At 62.3% G+C, this 17,758-nt stretch carries 19 protein-coding genes and 1 pseudogene; 9 read left to right on the top strand and 11 right to left on the bottom strand.

All coding sequences use genetic code 11. The features are described 5' to 3' along the window. Nucleotides 1–6 precede the first annotated feature (6 nt). The 5 genes from QRN22_RS12520 (at nt 7) to fdhA (ending at nt 6,445) form a co-directional block, all read left to right on the top strand. Nucleotides 7–333 (top strand): sarcosine oxidase subunit delta, encoded by a 327-nt coding sequence (locus QRN22_RS12520; RefSeq protein ID WP_042553864.1) that lies wholly within the window; start codon nt 7–9, stop codon nt 331–333. Next, entirely contained in the window at nt 330–3,347 is a 3,018-nt protein-coding gene (locus QRN22_RS12515) for a sarcosine oxidase subunit alpha (RefSeq protein ID WP_042553865.1), read from the top strand. Before QRN22_RS12520 ends, QRN22_RS12515 begins: the two co-directional genes overlap by 4 nt. After that, complete coding sequence (locus QRN22_RS12510; protein ID WP_042553866.1) at nt 3,340–3,969, top strand: sarcosine oxidase subunit gamma; 630 nt, start codon at nt 3,340–3,342, stop codon at nt 3,967–3,969. Before QRN22_RS12515 ends, QRN22_RS12510 begins: the two co-directional genes overlap by 8 nt. 206 nt (nt 3,970–4,175) lie before the next feature. Continuing rightward, nucleotides 4,176–5,033 carry a formyltetrahydrofolate deformylase gene (purU, locus tag QRN22_RS12505; RefSeq protein WP_042553867.1) on the top strand — a complete coding sequence of 286 codons (858 nt, stop codon included), beginning with the start codon at nt 4,176–4,178 and terminating at the stop codon, nt 5,031–5,033. Nucleotides 5,034–5,245: 212 nt separating this feature from the next. After that, on the top strand, nt 5,246–6,445 hold the full coding sequence (fdhA, locus tag QRN22_RS12500; protein WP_042553868.1) for a formaldehyde dehydrogenase, glutathione-independent: 1,200 nt from the start codon (nt 5,246–5,248) through the stop codon (nt 6,443–6,445). A 49-nt stretch (nt 6,446–6,494) separates the two neighbouring features. Here fdhA and yihG read toward each other — a convergent pair whose 3' ends face one another. The 10 genes from yihG to ubiE form a co-directional block, all read right to left on the bottom strand. Further along, nucleotides 6,495–7,385, bottom strand: coding sequence for a 1-acylglycerol-3-phosphate O-acyltransferase, YihG family (yihG, locus tag QRN22_RS12495; protein ID WP_042553869.1), 891 nt, complete (start codon nt 7,383–7,385; stop codon nt 6,495–6,497). A 261-nt stretch (nt 7,386–7,646) separates the two neighbouring features. Beyond that, the gene (locus tag QRN22_RS12490) at nt 7,647–8,354 is read right to left on the bottom strand and encodes a 16S rRNA (uracil(1498)-N(3))-methyltransferase (protein WP_042553870.1); all 708 of its coding nucleotides are present in this window, start codon (nt 8,352–8,354) and stop codon (nt 7,647–7,649) included. After that, the gene (gene tatC, locus QRN22_RS12485; RefSeq protein WP_042553871.1) at nt 8,351–9,142 is read right to left on the bottom strand and encodes a twin-arginine translocase subunit TatC; all 792 of its coding nucleotides are present in this window, start codon (nt 9,140–9,142) and stop codon (nt 8,351–8,353) included. The genes QRN22_RS12490 and tatC overlap by 4 nt, the downstream gene beginning before the upstream one ends. After that, the gene (tatB, locus tag QRN22_RS12480) at nt 9,139–9,570 is read right to left on the bottom strand and encodes a Sec-independent protein translocase protein TatB (protein ID WP_042553872.1); all 432 of its coding nucleotides are present in this window, start codon (nt 9,568–9,570) and stop codon (nt 9,139–9,141) included. Before tatB ends, tatC begins: the two co-directional genes overlap by 4 nt. Before the next feature lie 9 nt (nt 9,571–9,579). Then, the gene (locus QRN22_RS12475) at nt 9,580–9,846 is read right to left on the bottom strand and encodes a twin-arginine translocase TatA/TatE family subunit (protein ID WP_042553873.1); all 267 of its coding nucleotides are present in this window, start codon (nt 9,844–9,846) and stop codon (nt 9,580–9,582) included. 24 nt (nt 9,847–9,870) lie between these two features. Further along, the gene (locus QRN22_RS12470) at nt 9,871–10,212 is read right to left on the bottom strand and encodes a phosphoribosyl-ATP diphosphatase (protein WP_042553874.1); all 342 of its coding nucleotides are present in this window, start codon (nt 10,210–10,212) and stop codon (nt 9,871–9,873) included. Further along, nucleotides 10,205–10,606 (bottom strand): phosphoribosyl-AMP cyclohydrolase, encoded by a 402-nt coding sequence (gene hisI, locus QRN22_RS12465; protein ID WP_042553875.1) that lies wholly within the window; start codon nt 10,604–10,606, stop codon nt 10,205–10,207. Before hisI ends, QRN22_RS12470 begins: the two co-directional genes overlap by 8 nt. A gap of 54 nt (nt 10,607–10,660) precedes the next feature. Next, nucleotides 10,661–12,268: a ubiquinone biosynthesis regulatory protein kinase UbiB gene (gene ubiB / locus QRN22_RS12460; RefSeq protein ID WP_042553876.1), complete on the bottom strand. Its 1,608-nt coding sequence runs from the start codon at nt 12,266–12,268 to the stop codon at nt 10,661–10,663. Beyond that, nucleotides 12,265–12,882 (bottom strand): ubiquinone biosynthesis accessory factor UbiJ, encoded by a 618-nt coding sequence (locus QRN22_RS12455; protein WP_042553877.1) that lies wholly within the window; start codon nt 12,880–12,882, stop codon nt 12,265–12,267. Before QRN22_RS12455 ends, ubiB begins: the two co-directional genes overlap by 4 nt. Next, the gene (gene ubiE, locus QRN22_RS12450) at nt 12,882–13,652 is read right to left on the bottom strand and encodes a bifunctional demethylmenaquinone methyltransferase/2-methoxy-6-polyprenyl-1,4-benzoquinol methylase UbiE (RefSeq protein WP_042553878.1); all 771 of its coding nucleotides are present in this window, start codon (nt 13,650–13,652) and stop codon (nt 12,882–12,884) included. The genes QRN22_RS12455 and ubiE overlap by 1 nt, the downstream gene beginning before the upstream one ends. 147 nt (nt 13,653–13,799) lie before the next feature. Between ubiE and QRN22_RS12445 the strand changes: the two genes are divergently transcribed. The 3 genes and pseudogenes from QRN22_RS12445 to QRN22_RS12435 all read left to right on the top strand — a co-directional run bounded on the left by QRN22_RS12445 (nt 13,800) and on the right by QRN22_RS12435 (nt 15,721). Continuing rightward, nucleotides 13,800–14,078 carry a polyhydroxyalkanoic acid system family protein gene (locus QRN22_RS12445; protein ID WP_042553879.1) on the top strand — a complete coding sequence of 93 codons (279 nt, stop codon included), beginning with the start codon at nt 13,800–13,802 and terminating at the stop codon, nt 14,076–14,078. Nucleotides 14,079–14,514: 436 nt separating this feature from the next. After that, complete coding sequence (locus QRN22_RS12440) at nt 14,515–14,898, top strand: hypothetical protein (RefSeq protein ID WP_052493793.1); 384 nt, start codon at nt 14,515–14,517, stop codon at nt 14,896–14,898. Nucleotides 14,899–15,020: 122 nt separating this feature from the next. Then, nucleotides 15,021–15,721: pseudogene (locus QRN22_RS12435) on the top strand (transposase). Between the two features lie 293 nt (nt 15,722–16,014). Here the strand turns inward: QRN22_RS12435 and QRN22_RS12430 are convergent. Beyond that, on the bottom strand, nt 16,015–16,509 hold the full coding sequence (locus tag QRN22_RS12430) for a hypothetical protein (protein ID WP_231570157.1): 495 nt from the start codon (nt 16,507–16,509) through the stop codon (nt 16,015–16,017). Nucleotides 16,510–16,697: 188 nt separating this feature from the next. Here QRN22_RS12430 and QRN22_RS12425 point away from each other — a divergent pair, with 188 nt between their 5' ends. Continuing rightward, on the top strand, nt 16,698–17,744 hold the full coding sequence (locus QRN22_RS12425; protein WP_042553881.1) for a hypothetical protein: 1,047 nt from the start codon (nt 16,698–16,700) through the stop codon (nt 17,742–17,744). Nucleotides 17,745–17,758 lie beyond the last annotated feature (14 nt).

Here is a 17,758-nt window from a genome sequence, read left to right as displayed (position 1 = left end):
CCGAACATGCTGCACATCTTCTGCCCTCACTGTGGCGAACTGCGTTCCGAAGAAGAATTCCACGCTGGCGGCCAGGCGCACATTCCCCGCCCGCTGGATCCGAATGCCTGCACCGATGCGCAGTGGGGCGAGTACCTGTTCTTCCGCGACAACCCGCGTGGCATCCACCACGAGCTGTGGATTCACGCAGCAGGCTGCCGTCAGTACTTCAACGTCACCCGCCACACGGTGAGCTACGAGATTCTCGAAACCTACAAGATTGGCGAGCGCCCCAGCGTCACTGAGGCTTCGCTCGCCGAGAAGAAGGCCGTCGACCAAGGAGTAACGGCATGAGCCAGGTCAATCGTCTTTCCCAGGGTGGCCGCATCGATCGCAGCCAGCCGCTGACCTTCAGCTTCAACGGCCAGACCTATCAGGGTTATGCCGGCGACACCCTGGCCGCCGCGCTGCTGGCCAACGGCGTCGACGTGATCGGCCGCAGCTTCAAGTACTCGCGCCCGCGCGGCATCGTTGCCGCCGGCGCCGAAGAGCCCAATGCCGTGCTGCAGATCGGTTCCGCCGAAGCGGCGCAGATCCCCAACGTGCGGGCAACTCAGCAGGCGCTGTACGCGAACCTGACGGCCACCAGCACCAACGGCTGGCCGAGCGTCAACACCGACCTGATGGGGATTCTCGGCAAGGTCGGCGGCGGCATGATGCCGCCCGGTTTCTACTACAAGACCTTCATGTACCCGCAGAACCTCTGGCTGACGTACGAGAAGTACATCCGCAAGGCTGCAGGCCTCGGCCGCGCGCCAAAAGAGAACGACCCGGATATCTACGACTACCTGAACCAGCACTGCGACGTGCTGGTTGTCGGTGCCGGCCCTGCCGGGCTGGCTGCAGCCCTGGCCGCCGGCCGCAGTGGCGCCCGGGTCATTCTCGCCGATGAACAGGAAGAGCTCGGTGGCAGCCTGCTCTCTACCCGCGAGATGCTCGACGACAAGCCGGCTGCCGAGTGGGCCGCCAAGGCCATCGCCGAGCTGCAGGCCATGCCGGAAGTGACCCTGCTGGCGCGTGCCACGGTCAACGGTTACCACGACCACAACTTCCTCACCATCCACCAGCGCCTCACCGACCACCTCGGCGAAGTCGCGCCAATCGGCCAACCGCGCCAGCGCCTGCACCGTGTGCGTGCCGGCCGCGTGGTGCTGGCCACCGGCGCCCACGAGCGCCCGCTGGTGTATGCCAACAACGACGTGCCCGGCAACATGCTGGCCGATGCCGTGTCGACCTACGTGCGCCGTTATGGCGTGGCGCCCGGGCAGAAGCTGGTGCTGTCGACCAACAACGATTACGCCTACCGCGTGGTGCTGGACTGGCTCGACGCCGGTCGCCAGGTGGTGGCCGTGGCGGACGCGCGCAGCAACCCGCGCGGCAGCTGGGTCGAGGAAGCGCGCCGACGTGGCGTGCGCGTGCTCACCGGCAGCGCTGTGGTCGAGGCGCGTGGCAGCAAGCGTGTCACCGGTGCGCGCATCTGCGCCATCGACGCTGCCAGGCACAAGGTCACCAGCCCGGGCGAGACCCTCGACTGCGACCTGATCGTCAGCTCCGGCGGCTACAGCCCGGTGGTGCACCTGGCGTCGCACCTTGGCGGTCGTCCGGTCTGGCGTGAAGACATCCTCGCTTTCGTGCCGGGTGACGGTTTCCAGAAACGTCATTGCGCCGGTGCCGTGAACGGTGTGTTCGGCATGGGCGACAGCCTCGCCGATGGTTTCGAAGCCGGTGCCAAGGCGGCCGCCGAGGTGGGCTTCCAGCCGGTGAGCGGCACGCTGCCGAAGGCCGAGAAGCGCATCGAGGAAGCGTCGATTGCGCTGTTCCAGGTGCCGCACGACAAGAACACCGCGCGTGCACCGAAGCAGTTCGTCGATCAGCAGAACGACGTCACCGCCGCCGGTATCGAGCTGGCCACGCGGGAGGGCTTCGAGTCGGTCGAGCACGTCAAACGCTACACCGCGCTGGGCTTCGGTACCGACCAGGGCAAGCTGGGCAACATCAACGGCCTGGCCATCGCCGCCCGTTCGCTGGGCATCAGCGTCAGTGAGATGGGCACCACCATGTTCCGCCCGAACTACACCCCGGTGACCTTCGGCGCCATCGCCGGCCGTCATTGTGGCGATCTGTTCGAGCCCAAGCGCTACACCGCCATGCAGAAATGGCACCTGGAAAACGGCGCCGAGTTCGAGGACGTCGGCCAGTGGAAGCGCCCCTGGTACTTCCCGAAAAAAGGTGAAGACCTACACGCCGCCGTGGCCCGCGAGTGCCTGGCCGTGCGTAACGCGGTGGGCATTCTCGACGCCTCGACCCTGGGCAAGATCGACATTCAGGGCCCGGATGCGCGCGAGTTCCTCAACCGCGTGTACACCAACGCCTGGACCAAGCTGGACGTGGGCAAGGCCCGCTACGGCCTGATGTGCAAGGAAGACGGCATGGTCTTCGACGACGGCGTGACGGCCTGCCTGGCCGACAACCATTTCGTCATGACCACCACCACTGGCGGCGCTGCCCGCGTGATGGAATGGCTGGAGATCTATCATCAGACCGAATGGCCGGAGCTGAAGGTGTACTTCACCTCGGTCACCGACCACTGGGCGACCATGACCCTGTCCGGCCCCAACAGCCGCAAGCTGCTGGCCGAAGTCACCGATATCGACCTGGACAAGGACGCCTTCCCGTTCATGACCTGGAAGGAAGGCAACGTCGGCGGCGTGCCGGCTCGGGTATTCCGGATCTCCTTCACCGGTGAGCTGAGCTACGAAGTCAACGTCCAGGCCAACTATGCCCTGGGGGTGTGGGAGAAGATCATCGCCGCCGGCCAGAAGCACGGCCTGACTCCATACGGCACCGAGACCATGCACGTGCTGCGTGCCGAGAAGGGCTTCATCATCGTCGGCCAGGATACCGATGGCTCGGTCACCCCGGACGACCTGAACATGGGCTGGTGCGTCGGGCGTACCAAGCCGTTCTCCTGGATCGGCTGGCGCGGCATGAATCGCGAAGACACCCTCAAGGAAGACCGCAAGCAACTGGTCGGCCTCAAGCCGGTGGATCCGAACAAGGTGCTGCCAGAAGGCGCGCAACTGGTGTTCGACCCCAAGCAGCAGATTCCGATGACCATGGTTGGCCACGTCACCTCCAGCTACATGAGCGCCGCGATGGGCCATTCCTTCGCCATGGCCCTGGTCAGGGGCGGCCTCAAGCGCATCGGCGAGCGGGTCTTCGCGCCGCTGGTCGATGGCAGCGTGATCGAGGCCGAAATCGTCAGCTCCGTGTTCTATGACCCGAAAGGGGATCGCCAGAATGTCTAACGCCAATCTTTATCAGCAACGCCCTGCCGACATCGCCGGGCAGTCGTCCCTGCACCATGCCGGGTTGCACGAATTGGCCGGCAAGGGCCGCCAGGGCGCTGGCGTCAGCCTGCGCGAGAAGAGCCTGCTCGGCCATCTGGTCCTGCGTGGCGACGCCGACGATGCCAATTTTGCCGGTGGTGTACACAAGGCCCTCGGCCTGGAGCTGCCGGGCGCACTGACCCTGGTAGCCAACGGCGATACCTCGCTGCAGTGGCTGGGCCCGGATGAATGGCTGCTGATCGTGCCTGGCGGCAGCGAGTTCGAGGTCGAGCGCACGCTGCGCGAGACCCTGGATGGTCAGCATATTTCGGTGGTCAACGTCAGCGGTGGGCAAACCCTGCTGGAGCTGCGTGGGCCCAAGGTGCGCGAGCTGCTGATGAAGTCCAGCAGCTACGACGTTCACCCGAAAAACTTTCCGGTGGGCAAGGCGGTCGGCACGGTGTTCGCCAAGTCCCAACTGGTGATTCGCCGCACTGGCGAGGAGACCTGGGAACTGCTGATCCGCCGCAGCTTCTCCGACTACTTCTGGCTGTGGCTGCAGGATGCCAGCGCCGAGTACGGGCTGGCCGTGGAGGCCTGAGGTCTCTTTGCTGTAACCCACTGTGGGAGCGGGCCATGCCCGCGAAAAATCGCGGGCATGGCCCGCTCCCACAGAATAAATGCTGACCGTCGCTCCTGCTTTAGCTTCACCACTCCCAAAGGCCGCGCACTAGCGCAGCCAATGACGCTCCCCGTCGTGCACTGCCGGCCGGCGCATGGGAGCGATCACCACAAGGAATCGCTTTCATGAGCCGCACCCCCGACACCTGGATTCTCACCGCTCACTGCCCGAGCCTGCTGGGCACCGTGGATGTGGTGACCCGCTACCTGTTCGAGCAGGGCTGCTATGTCACCGAGCACCACAGCTTCGATGACCGGCTGGCCAGCCGCTTCTTCATCCGCGTCGAATTCCGCGTCCAGGCCGATTTCGACGAGGCGGCGTTTCTCGCCGGCCTCGATGAGCGCACCGCGCCCTTCGAGATGCGCACCGAGCTGACGCCGCCAGGCTATCGCGCCAAGGTGGTGATCATGGTCTCCAAGGCCGATCATTGCCTCAACGATCTGCTCTACCGTCAGCGCACCGGCCAGTTGCCGATGGACATCACCGCGATCGTCTCCAACCACCCGGACCTCAAGCCCCTGGCCGATTGGCACGGCATCCCGTATCACCACTTCGCCCTCGACCCCAACGACAAGCCGGCGCAGGAACGCAGGGTGCTGCAGGTGGTCGAGGACACCGGCGCCGAACTGGTGGTGCTCGCTCGCTACATGCAGGTGCTGTCCGCCGAGCTGTGCCGCAGGCTCGACGGCCGGGCGATCAACATCCACCACTCGCTGCTGCCCGGCTTCAAGGGCGCGAAACCCTATCACCAGGCCTATCAGAAGGGGGTGAAGCTGGTCGGCGCCACGGCTCACTTCATCAACAATGACCTCGACGAAGGACCGATCATCACCCAGGGGGTGGAAAGCGTCGATCATGCGCACTACCCCGAGGATCTGGTGGCAAAAGGCCGGGATATCGAGTGCCTGACGCTGGCCCGGGCCGTGGGCTACTTCCTCGAGCGGCGCGTGTTCCTCAACGCCAACCGCACCGTCGTGCTCTGACTGGCACGGGTGCCGCGCACAGAACGCTCGCTGTCGGTTTTGTCCCCATGGCAGCGCCAAGCGCTCGCTAGTCTGCCTAGACCGTTTGCGCCACCAGTCGGCGCGACCACTCGGTAGCCGTCCTGCCCTTACCGGCGGGTGCCGAGACAGACGCTTCAATACTCCATTGCAGGGCCTGCGTGCCTTGTATCCACAACAAGAAGGAGATTCATATGTCTGGTAATCGCGGTGTCGTCTATCTCGGCACGGGCAAGGTCGAAGTTCAGAAGATCGATTATCCGAAGATGCAGGATCCGCGTGGTCGCAAGATCGAGCACGGGGTCATCCTCAAGGTGGTTTCCACCAATATCTGTGGCTCCGACCAGCACATGGTGCGCGGTCGCACCACCGCCCAGGTCGGCCTGGTACTGGGCCACGAGATCACTGGTGAGGTGATCGAGAAGGGCAGCGATGTCGAGAACCTGAAGATCGGTGATCTGGTGTCCGTGCCCTTCAACGTCGCCTGTGGCCGCTGCCGCTCCTGCAAGGAACAGCACACCGGCGTGTGCCTGACCGTCAACCCGGCGCGTGCCGGTGGCGCCTATGGCTACGTCGACATGGGCGACTGGACCGGTGGCCAGGCCGAATACGTGCTGGTGCCCTACGCCGACTTCAACCTGTTGAAACTGCCTGATCGCGACAAGGCGATGGAGAAGATCCGCGACCTGACCTGCCTGTCCGACATTCTGCCCACCGGTTATCACGGCGCGGTCACCGCAGGCGTGGGGCCGGGCAGCACCGTGTATATCGCCGGTGCCGGCCCGGTCGGCCTTGCCGCAGCGGCTTCGGCACGGCTGCTTGGCGCCGCGGTGGTGATCGTCGGTGACGTCAACCCGGTGCGCCTGGCCCACGCCAAGGCCCAGGGCTTCGAGATCGCCGACCTGTCCAAGGACACGCCGCTGCACGAACAGATCGCCGACCTGCTCGGTGAGCCGGAAGTGGATTGCGCCGTCGACGCGGTGGGCTTCGAGGCCCGTGGCCACGGCCATGCCGGTGCCCAGCACGAAGCACCGGCCACGGTGCTCAACTCGTTGATGGGCGTGGTACGGGTGGCCGGCAAGATCGGTATTCCCGGCCTCTACGTCACCGAGGACCCGGGCGCGGTGGATGCGGCGGCGAAGATCGGCAGTCTGAGCATCCGCTTCGGCCTCGGCTGGGCCAAGTCGCACAGCTTCCATACCGGGCAGACCCCGGTGATGAAGTACAACCGTGCCCTGATGCAGGCCATCATGTGGGACCGCATCAACATCGCCGAAGTGGTTGGCGTGCAGGTCATCAGCCTGGAAGACGCCCCCCGTGGCTACGGTGAGTTCGATGCCGGCGTGCCGAAGAAATTCGTCATCGACCCGCACAAGACCTTCAGCGCGGCGTGATCGATGCCGGCGGGGCTCGCTGAGCCTCGCCGCTTCCACTGCCCAGCAATCAGCGTATTTCCCGCCTCAGTTGCGCGATCAGCGCATCCTTCTCTTCCCACAGGCCACTGACCCAGTTCTGCACGTACAGGCGGAATTCGTCGTCGTTCTGGTAGTCGCCCTGCCACAGCGCAGGCTCGAGCGGCCGCGTGCGGATATCCATGATGACCTGGGGTACCTGGCCGCTGATCAGCTTCCAGAAACCGGGCGGTGTGCCTTCCGGGTAGACGATGGTGACGTCGAGGATGGCGTCCAGTTGTTCGCCCAGCGCGGCCAGCACGAAGGCCACGCCGCCTGCCTTGGGCTTGAGCAGATGGCGGTAGGGCGAGCCCTGCTGCGCCTGTTTGGCCGGGGTGAAGCGCGTACCTTCCAGGTAGTTGACGACCGTGACCGGCAGATCGCGAAATTTCTCGCAGGCACGACGGGTGATGTCCAGATCCTGCCCTTTGAGGTGCGGGTGCTTCTCCAGCTTGGCCTTCGAATAGCGCTTCATGAATGGATAGTCCAGCGCCCAGAACGCCAAGCCGAGAAAGGGCACCCAGATCAGCTGCTGCTTGAGGAAGAACTTGAAGTAGGGCGTCTTGCGGTTGAACGCCTGCACCAGTGCCGGGATGTCGACCCAGGATTGGTGATTGCTGATGATCAGGTAGGAGGTGTCCTGCCGCAGCTCACCGCCGCCGCGAATATCCCAGTGGGTCGGAGTGAGCGCTGCGAAGATGCGTTTGCAGTTCTCCGCCCAGAACTCGGCGACCCACATGACCTGGCGTGAGCAGGCAGCCTTCAGTGGCTTGCCCGGCAGCACGAACTTGCCGAGGGCGATGAGCAGCATCGGCCCGATCAGAATCAGGGTGTTGAACAGCAGCAGGACGATAACGGTGAGGCCGGTGAGCAGGCGGCGCATGGCAGCTCCTTGGGGGGCGCGAGGTGTTCATCATAGGCAGACAGGATGCTGGCGCCAAATCGGTACGGTGAGCAAGGCGTTACCGGATGTCCCGTTGATAAGCGATGGCTTTGGTAGGGCAGAAGCGGACATCCAATTGTAGGGTGGATGACGCTTCACCCATCCACCGCTCTGCAATCGCAATGGTGGACAAAAAGAGCATTGTCCACCCTACGGGAATGACCGGCGGCATGCGCCATTGAGCTGCCCACGAGCGACCACTCAGAACAACCTGGCCAATAGCGCAGTAACCGCCGTTTCCACCCGCAGAATACGCTCGCCGAGCTGCACGGGCTGCAGGCCGGCCTCGGCCAGTTTGTCCACCTCGTAGGGGATCCAGCCGCCCTCGGGGCCGATGGCCAGGGTAACCGGCTGCTCGACGGCGCGGGGGCACGCCGGATAGAGGCCGGGGTGGCCGACCAGACCGAGGGTGCCAGCTGCCAGTTGCGGCAGGCGATCCTCGACGAAGGGCTTGAAGCGCTTCTCGACGATCACCTCGGGCAGCACCGTATCGCGGGCCTGTTCCAGGCCGAGAATCAACTGCTCGCGAATCGCCGCCGGCTCGAGAAAGGGCGTCTGCCAGAAGCTCTTTTCCACCCGGTAGCTGTTGAGCAGGATCAGCCGTGGCACGCCCATGGCGGCCACGCTTTGCAACACGCGCTTGAGCATCTTCGGTCGAGGCAGGGCGAGCAGCAGGGTCAGCGGCAGCTTGGCCGGTGGTGGCTGGTCGAAGCTGACCTGCAGCTCGGCGCTATCGGCCTCCAGCTGCAGCAACTGGCCGCGGCCCATCTCACCGCCGAGGCGGCCGACCCGCAGGGTGTCGCCGCTTTCGGCGCGGTGCACTTCATGCAGGTGGGTCAGGCGTCGTCCATCGAGGCGCACGCGGTCGGCGGCGATGAAGTCGCCGTCCTCGAGGAGCAGCAGGTTCATGCTTGCGTGCTGGGCGGCTGATCGGCCGGGGCTTCCTCGTCCTCGTCGGGCTCGCCGCGACGCGTACGAATCAGGCTGCCGGCAATGATGCCCAGCTCGAACAGCAGCCACATCGGCACGGCCAGCAGGGTCTGCGAGAAGATGTCCGGTGGCGTCAGGATCATGCCGACCACGAAGCAGCCGATGATCACGTAGGGACGAATCTTGCGCAGGTACTCGACATCGACCACGCCGATCCAGATCAGCAGCACCACGGCCACGGGTATCTCGAAGGCCACGCCAAAGGCGAAGAACAGCGTCATCACGAAGTCGAGGTAGCTGGCGATGTCGGTCATCATCGACACACCTTCGGGCGTCACGCTGGCGAAGAAGTGGAAGATGATCGGAAAGACCAGGAAGTAGGCGAAGGCCATGCCGCTGTAGAACAGAATGATGCTGGAGACCAGCAGCGGGATGGCGATGCGCTTCTCGTGCTTGTACAGGCCCGGCGCGATGAAGCCCCAGACCTGATGCAGGATCACCGGCATGGCCAGGAACACCGCGACGATCATGGTCAGTTTGAACGGGGTGAGGAACGGCGAGGCCACATCGGTGGCGATCATCGTCGCGCCTTCCGGCAGGTACTGGCGCAGCGGGGCGGAAACCAGGGTGTAGATCTTCTGTGCGAAGTAGAACAGGCCTGCGAAGATCAGGAAGATCGCCGCGACGCAGCGCAGCAGGCGCGTACGCAACTCGGCGAGATGGGAAACCAGCGGCATTTCCTGGTCGTTGTCGGAGAGTCGACTCATGGTTGCGGCGTCTTGTCCTGGCTGGCGACGGGCGCCGGGGCTGGCGGTGTGACAGAAGCTGGAGCAGGCTCAGCCGGAGCTACCGGAGCTACCGGAGCTACCGGAGCTACCGGAGCTGACTCGGCGACGGGCGCCGATTGCTGCGCGGGCGGTGGCACTGCCGCTTGGGGGGCTGGCGGCAGGATATCGTTCTTGACCGCCTGCATTTCCCGCTCGAGCTCGAGGATATGTTCGTTATGCAACTGGCGACGGATTTCGTCAGCGCCGATTTCGCGCTCGACCTCCGACTTGATCGCATTGAAGCTGCGTTTTATGCGGCCGATCCACAAGCCTGCGGTGCGTGCAGCGCCGGGCAGGCGTTCGGGGCCGAGCACCAGCAGGGCAATCAGCCCGACCAGCAGCAGCTCGCTGAAACTGATACCGAACATGCTCTGGCCTCAGTCCTTGCGCAGCGGTTCTTCGACCTTGCTGGCCTGGCCTTCCACGGTATGCGGCTGGTTCAGCGGCGCTTGCTGCTGATAAGGCTGCTGCGGCTGCTGGGCCTGAGGTTCGGCCGGCTTGCCCTCGTCTTCGTTCATCGCCTTGCGGAAACCCTTGATGGTCTCACCGACGTCGGAGCCGAGGTTCTTGAGTTTCTTGGTGCCGAACACCAGCACGACGACGATAAGGATGACTACCCAGTGTTTCCAATCGAAAATGCCCATGCTGCATTGTCCTCGTCAGAGTCTTTATTGAGTGTCGCTGTCGCTTCGTGCGGCTTTTTCCGCATGCCCGGACAGGCCGAAACGGCGATCCAGTTCATCCAGCACCGCCTGCGGGTGCTGATCCAGTGCGGCCAGCATGACCATGCTGTGGAACCACAGGTCGGCGGTTTCGTAGATCAGGTCGCTGCAGTCACCGCTGGTGGCAGCGTCCTTGGCGGCAAGAATGGTTTCCACCGACTCTTCGCCGACCTTCTCCAGAATCTTGTTCAGACCCTTGTGGTACAGGCTGGCCACGTAAGAGCTGTCTGGCGCCGCGCCCTTGCGCGATTCCAGCACTTCGGCCAAGCGCTTGAGGGTATCAGTCATGGCGGTGTTCCGGTGCATATATGGTGTGCGGATCTTTCAAGACGGCATCGACGGTCTTCCACGCGCCATTCTCGAATACCCGATAGAAGCAACTTTCGCGCCCGGTATGGCAGGCGATGCCGCCGAGCTGCTCGACCATCAGCACGATCACGTCGGCATCACAGTCCAGGCGCAGTTCATGAAGCTTCTGCACGTGACCGGACTCCTCGCCCTTGCGCCACAGCTTGCCACGCGAGCGTGACCAGTAGATGGCGCGCTGCTCGCTGGCGGTCAGGGCCAGTGCCTCGCGGTTCATCCAGGCCATCATGAGGATGCGCCCGGTCAGGTGATCCTGGGCGATGGCCGGCACCAGGCCGTCGTCGTTCCAGTTGATTTCATCTAGCCAGTCGTTCATTGCTTTTCCGTCTTCATATCTGGAGCCAAGTGTGCCAGCCAGGGCGCTGGCTGGCTATCGGCGCAGGATCAGGTACAGACCGCTGGCGGTCATCAGCCAGGCCGGCCAGGCAAGGCTCGGCTCGCTCAGATTGGCGACACCCAGGGCCAGTACCACGCCGCCGCCGATCAGCGCTGCACCGATCAGGCGCAGGGTCCAGCTGTCGCGTTCACGCCATGGTGGTGGCGGATCGTTGGCGTGGGGCTGGGCCATGCGTTCGAGCAGGCTGCGGGTCATGTTGGCCAGGTGCGGCACCTGCTCGACCTGGCTCTGCAGGTTGTGCAAGAGGTTGCGCGGGCTGACGCGCTGGCGCATCCAGCGCTCGAGGAACGGCTGGGCGGTCGTCCACAGATCCAGGTCCGGGTACAACTGGCGGCCCAGGCCTTCGATGTTGAGCAGTGTCTTCTGCAGCAGCACCAGTTGCGGCTGGATTTCCATGTTGAAGCGCCGCGCGGTCTGGAACAGGCGCATCAGCAGCAGGCCGAAGGAGATGTCCTTGAGCGGGCGCTCGAAGATCGGTTCGCACACGGTGCGGATCGCCGCTTCGAAATCGTTGACCTGGGTCTCCTGGGGCACCCAGCCGGAATCGATGTGCAACTGCGCTACCTTGCGGTAGTCGCGCTTGAAGAAGGCCACCAGATTGCGCGCCAGGTAGTCCTGATCCTCGGGTGTGAGGCTGCCGATGATGCCGCAGTCGATGGCGATGTACTGCGGGTTCCATGGCGTTCGCGTGCTGACGAAGATGTTGCCCGGGTGCATGTCGGCATGGAAGAAACTGTGGGTGAACACCTGGGTGAAGAAAATCTCCACGCCGCGTTCGGCCAGCAGTTTCATGTCGGTGCGCTGGTCGGCCAGGGTTGCCAGATCGGTGACCTGAATGCCGTAGATGCGCTCCATGACCAGCACCTTGGGGCGGCACCAGTCCCAGTAGACCTGAGGCACGTAGAGCAGGTCCGAGCCCTCGAAGTTGCGCCGCAGCTGGCTGGCGTTGGCCGCCTCGCGCAGCAGGTCGAGTTCGTCGTAGATGGTTTTCTCATAATCGCTGACCACGTCCACCGGGTGCAGGCGGCGGGCTTCGGCGGAGGCGCGTTCGGCCAGCTTGGCGAGCAGGAACAGCCAGGCCATGTCGGCGCGGATGATCGGCTTGAGGCCGGGGCGCACCACCTTGACCACCACTTCCTCGCCGCTTTTCAGCCGTGCCGCGTGCACCTGGGCGACGGAGGCCGACGCCAGGGGCTCGGTGTCGAAGCGTGCGAACGCCTGGCTGACCGGCACGCCCAGTTGCTCCTCGATCAGGGCAATGGACTTGGCCGGGTCGAACGGCGGTACGCGATCCTGCAGGTGGGTCAGCTCATCGGCGATATCCGGCGGCAGCAGGTCACGGCGAGTGGACAGCAACTGGCCGAACTTGATGAAGATCGGCCCCAGCTCCTCCAGGGCCAGGCGCAGGCTCTCGCCACGGCTCAGCGACGACTTGCCGCGCGGCACCCAGCGCCAGGGCAGCAGGAAGCGCGGTGCACGCAGCCAGAAGGGCAGCGGCAGAGCGAACAGCAGGTCATCCAGGCGGTAGCGGATGACCACGTAGAGAATGCGCAACAGACGACGAACGGCAAGCAGCTTCATGCGATGGGCTTATGGCGTTGGGCGAGGCGCTCGATGCGCGCGTCGAGACGGTCGAGGGAAAGTTTCAGGTCATCCAGTTCGGCGAAGCGCGCCTCGGCCTCGCGGCGGCCGACCAGCGTGCGCGATTCCTCGCTGAGGTAATCGGCCAGGCTCAGTTGCAGGCTGTGCAGATTGTCTCGCGTCCAGCCCGTGCGGCTGCGCAGGTGACCGGCCAGCAATGGCGTGGCGATCGGGCCGAGCCAGCGCGACAGCTCGTATTCCCAGTCCAGCTCGAGATCCTGCAGCACGCCGGCCAGCTCCATCAGCACGCCGCTGTCGCCATCGAGGTCGACCTCCGGCGCGTGCAGCACGGCCTGCTTGTCCCTGGCCAGCGCCAGGCGCAGCAGAGCGCTGGCCGGCGCGCGCAGGGTGCAGTCGATCTGCCCCGCCCACTGGCTGGCCAGGCGCAGGCCTTCGCCATCGGCGAGGATGAACAGTTGGAATGCCGGTGCGCGCGATTCGACCGCAATCACCCGGCCATTGAGCCGGGCCAGGCGTGGCAGGGCGGTGCTGTCCAGCGCCAGTACGCGGTTGAGACCGCGCTCGACGCCGGCGAGCAGGGCCAGGGTCAGCATCAGGGCTTGATACCGCGGTGTAGGGCGACGATGCCGCCGGTCATGTTGTGGTAGGTCACGCGGTCGAAACCGGCATCGAGCATCATCGCCTTGAGGGTGTCCTGATCCGGGTGCATGCGGATCGACTCGGCCAGGTAGCGATAGCTCTCGGCGTCGTTGGTCACCAGCTTGCCCACCAGCGGCATGAAGTTGAACGAGTAGGTGTCGTAGACCTTGGACAACAGGCTGCTCTTGGGCTTGGAGAACTCCAGCACCAGCAGGCGACCGCCGGGCTTGAGCACGCGCAGCATGGAGGCGATGGCGGCGTCCTTGTGGGTGACGTTGCGCAGGCCGAAGGCGATGGTCACGCAGTCGAAATGGTTGTCCGGGAAGGGCAGCTTTTCGGCGTCGGCCTGGACGAATGCGATGTTGCCCGACACGCCGCGGTCGAGCAGGCGGTCACGGCCGACCTTGAGCATCGAGGCGTTGATATCGGCCAGCACCACTTCGCCGGTCTCGCCGACGATGCGCGAGAACTGCCGGGCCAGGTCACCGGTGCCGCCAGCGATGTCCAGTACGCGGTTGCCGCTGCGCACGCCGGACAGCTCGATGGTGAAGCGCTTCCACAGACGGTGCATGCCGCCGGAAAGCAGGTCGTTCATCAGGTCGTACTTGGCAGCCACCGAATGGAACACTTCGGCGACCTTCTCCGCTTTTCTGCTTTCCGGAACATCCTGGAAGCCGAAGTGGGTGGTGGGTTCGCTGCCGTCGTTCTTGCGCGGATCGTTCATGTCGCCCTTTCCTGAAATCCGAGGCTCTATAAAGCCGAGTGGGGGCATTCTAAACCTAAAACCCCGGGCCAGGCTGCAAGCGCGGTAGTGGGTCACAGGTGCTTCTTGTATATTCCCCCGCCAGCGATTTCAGTCAGGAGAGCCTTGATGGCCAAAATTACCGTCGACCGTCCCCACAATCTGGGGATAGAGGCCGCCCGGGGCAAGGCCGAAAAGCTCGCCGAGCGCCTGGCGCGCGAATACGACGTGCGTTACCAGTGGAACGGCGACACCCTCGAATTCAAGCGCAGTGGCGCCGACGGACGGATCGAGGTCAGCGAAGATCGGGTCAACCTGCACCTCAATCTCGGCCTGCTGCTGTCGGTGATGAGCGGCAAGATCAAGAGCGAAATCGAAGAAGTGCTGGATCGGGAGTTGAAGGCCTGATATCCAAGCGATGTCAGGTCTTAATGTGGCGATAGCCACGCAAGGTGGGATTAGCCGAGAGCGTCGGTCGCGAATGAATTGAGCCGTTCGTCACGTACTGCACTACCTGGCCCGGCGCTATAGGCGAAATGCGAAGCCGGTCTCCCGCCCCAAAAAGGCGGTAGTGGCAAAATGCCTAATCTCTGTCAGGGACGAATCACTTTTCCAGGTACGGATTTCCATGCGCTTGTATTTCTCGCTGTTGCTTATTGCAGTGCCGTTCACTGCGCTTGCTCAAACGCCCCCCGAGTACGATTGTGGTTAATTTGGTTGACTCTCCGCTTACGTTTTCGCAAGTTGAAAAGGCGCTCGAACAGAGTCCTGTTAGTGGTCTAAAAACTCTATATTTGATGAAGAATGGCGAGTCTAAAGTGATAGAAGTGTCAAAGTGACTATAATGATGAGTCTTGAAGTTGAAAGCGGCGCTTCTTTGGGAGTTCTTTCCGAAATTCTTTGTTTTATGGGGGCTAGCTTTGAAATTTCAGAGACTCATGTTATCGGAAACTTCGAAATTTCAAATTGTTACTTTGTTTTCAGGCGTTTGCAGGCTTCTGAAAGTATCACCGCCGAGGGTGCAGGTTTGGGTTGGTGTGTGGGTATTGGAGGCGCGTTCCATTGTCGCGCAGATGTCCTTTCGGAAAGCTGGGCAGATATCAAAAGCTTCCTTGTTAATCTATCGAAAAGAATCGAGCTGGGCTTTGTTCTGTCCTTCCAGTATGAAAGCATATATGCGATTCGTGATGGGGGGGACGTAGTGTTTGTTAAACAAATGGTTGAGTAGGGGGGATGGAAAAGGAGACACCCATTAGCCGGCCCTGCTTCAAGACTCAACGGGGAAAAGGGGGACAGATTTATTTTATTGCTGATGGACTATGCTGAAAGCCTCAATGGAAGGAGGTTGTTATGCCAAGGAGGGGACGCATTGTGGTGCCGAACTACCCGCATCATGTGGTGCAGCGTGGTCACAACCGGCAGGTGGTCTTTCCGCTACGCAGGGTTATCAACGTTACATTGCTGATCTGCGCGAGTTGAAAGACGTCTTCGGGATCAAGGTCTATGCCTACCGCCTGATGACGAATGACGTTCATCTGCTGCTGGCGCCCGGTGAGGCCATCGCTGGGTTGGGGCAGTTGATGAAGGCGCTGGCAGCACGTGCCACGCGGTATAGAAATCGTCTGGAAGGGCGCACCGGCACTCTCTGGGAGAGCCGTTACAAGTCCAGTGTGGTCGAGTCAGACGCCTACTTGCTTGCCTGCTGCCGCTATATCCAGTTAAACCCGGTTGGGGCCCGGATGGTTGCCGAGGCCGGCGACTACCCCTGGTCGAGTTACCAGATGCGCACCACTGATCAAGCGGACAGTGATTGGTTGGATATTGACCCTTGCTTCATCGCACTTGGCGATACGCCTGAAAGGCGTCGTATCCGTTATATGGAGTTCATGCGCCAAGCTGTAACGTCAAGTGAAATTGAACTGATCCGGTCTGCACTTCAGAGAAGGCAGTTAACCAGTAGTGCTCGTTTTGTGGATGAAATAGAGAGAGTTCAGGGGCAACGGATAGAGCTACGGGGTCAGGGGAGGCCTAGGAAAGTGTCAGAAAAATAAATCTGTCCCCTTTTGCACTCTTTTGCACTGGCGCTGAACTGCAAAGGCCAGTCATTCGACTGGCCTTTTTTATGAGCGTCCGGCGACGCCACGCAATCCTTTGTCAGATGAGGCGCAAATCGTATGGGCGTCAGGCAATTGAGTTCGAGCGATTTCCAATCAATGAGGCAGTCATCATAAATTTCCCATGCAGCGAGGTGCGCGCGGCACGTCATCTGGAGCCCGGCTGGCTCTCGCGTGAGTGGCAGCAGGTTTGAGGGCTGCGAAACCTGCAGCCTCTCATCTGTTCCTTATCAGCGGCCCATGACTGCGGAGCGAACGGGCATATCTGCGAATTCAGGATGCATTTTCAGGAACCTGCGCAGTGTCTGCTGCTGGCGATCCACGGTGCAGACACCTACGCTGGGCGATGGCACAGAGCAACTGCCGAGCGCCAGGAGTCCGCAGTTCCTGACCCCATAAAGTGCGGCTGGTCGGCTCTCTGAGGGGCAGCCGTAGACCAACTCCCCTACGTAATTGAGCTGACCTTGCGCCACGCTGAAACGCAGTGGGCTGGAGTAAGGATCCATGACGCCACGCCTTGAGCCCAGCGAAGAGACTTCGTATTCACCCGCTGGCAACCAAACCGAGTAGTAGTCCTTTGCGCCCCAGCCGAATCGTTTGTCCGTCTTGATGTTCCGGAACTCCAGCCAGGTGCCGTAAGGACCGCTGTTGACCATCGCACCGACTACCAGGCCCGCGTTCTTTTCGGAATATACCTTCGAGTCGAGGCCCATCTCCTCGGGCATCGATGAGCACCCTGTAATGAGCACTGACAAGCAAATAGTCAGAAAACGCCGCACACCAAACATTCTTCCCCCCTTAGTTCATCGACACACGTCCAGCACGCTAGCCTGACCCGCCGCGCTGGACGCTATTGGCGTCATTTATTAGGATTGCCGCCCTCGTTTATCCTCGCATCAAGGACGATACATTCATGCCAAATTTTCGCTCATTGCGCGCGTCCGCTGCGTTGATCGGCGCTGCAGTTCTGCTGGCCGGCTGTAGCTTCAATGGTACTTATCCAGATAGCAATGCGCCCGATGCAGCCAAGTTGCGCTTCATCAGCAATATGGAAAGCGCCACCCTGAGCGTGTTCGACGCTGAACATTGCGACGGCCGAACCACTGGCTTGCTCAACAACTTGTTCGCGGCCAATACCAAGCGCCGGGCGGACATGCGTGTCGCGCCGTCGGAAGGTGCAAAAGCCTACTTGGAAGTTCGCCTCGAGCCAGGCAATGAGACGCTTCTGCTCACCAATTCGGTGAGCACGGGCAGCGTGTGTGGTAATGCCTTCAACTTCACGCCGCAGAGCGGTTCGGAATACGAGCTTACCTTCAACTACTCCGGCGGCCAGTGCGTGTCGATGCTCAAGCGCCTGGATGAGGTCAACGGCAAGGCCGTCCGTACGAGCGTTGTTTTAGTGAATAAAGGTCTTCCCAGCTGTGCAGGCCACAATGCGCTGTTTCCGAAGGCCCCGGAGGGCTTGCCTGACACCCCCGAGCGTACCGCGCTGATTGACCGCATCATCGAGGACAGCATCATCGAGAAGATGAGGCCTGCTTCGTCGGACAATGTTCAGGCGGAAGGCAAGAGCGATTCGATTGAGAAGAGCATCGCCGAGCGCAAGGCGCAGATTGGGTTCACGCTGCCTGAAACCTACTGGACGGAGTATCGCAGTAGCCTGGAGCGCTTTGCGCATGATGTCTCGATGCAGAAAGAGCGTGCTCTGCAGCGCTACAAGGAAGGCTATCGGGCGGATCTGCGCCGATTGGATATCGAGAAGATAAAAGAGCTGGTGCCGGACAGCGAGACAGCTGATGTGAGCAAGGCGCTTGCGGTCAACAACGGGATGCTGCAGTACTACGACCGCTTGAACCGGGACCTGATCAAGGAAGCCCTGAGCGAGCATATAAATCGACTGGCGGATCTTGATCGGCGGTACTCCGTATGCGAACGCTTCGCCAAATGCTGGAAGAACTGACACCGCGGATTGCT

The organism is Pseudomonas sp. MEJ086 (assembly GCF_030209025.1).
GTDB classification, from domain to species: Bacteria; Pseudomonadota; Gammaproteobacteria; order Pseudomonadales; family Pseudomonadaceae; genus Aquipseudomonas; species Aquipseudomonas fulva_A.
This window is presented reverse-complemented; position numbering and strand designations above follow the sequence as displayed.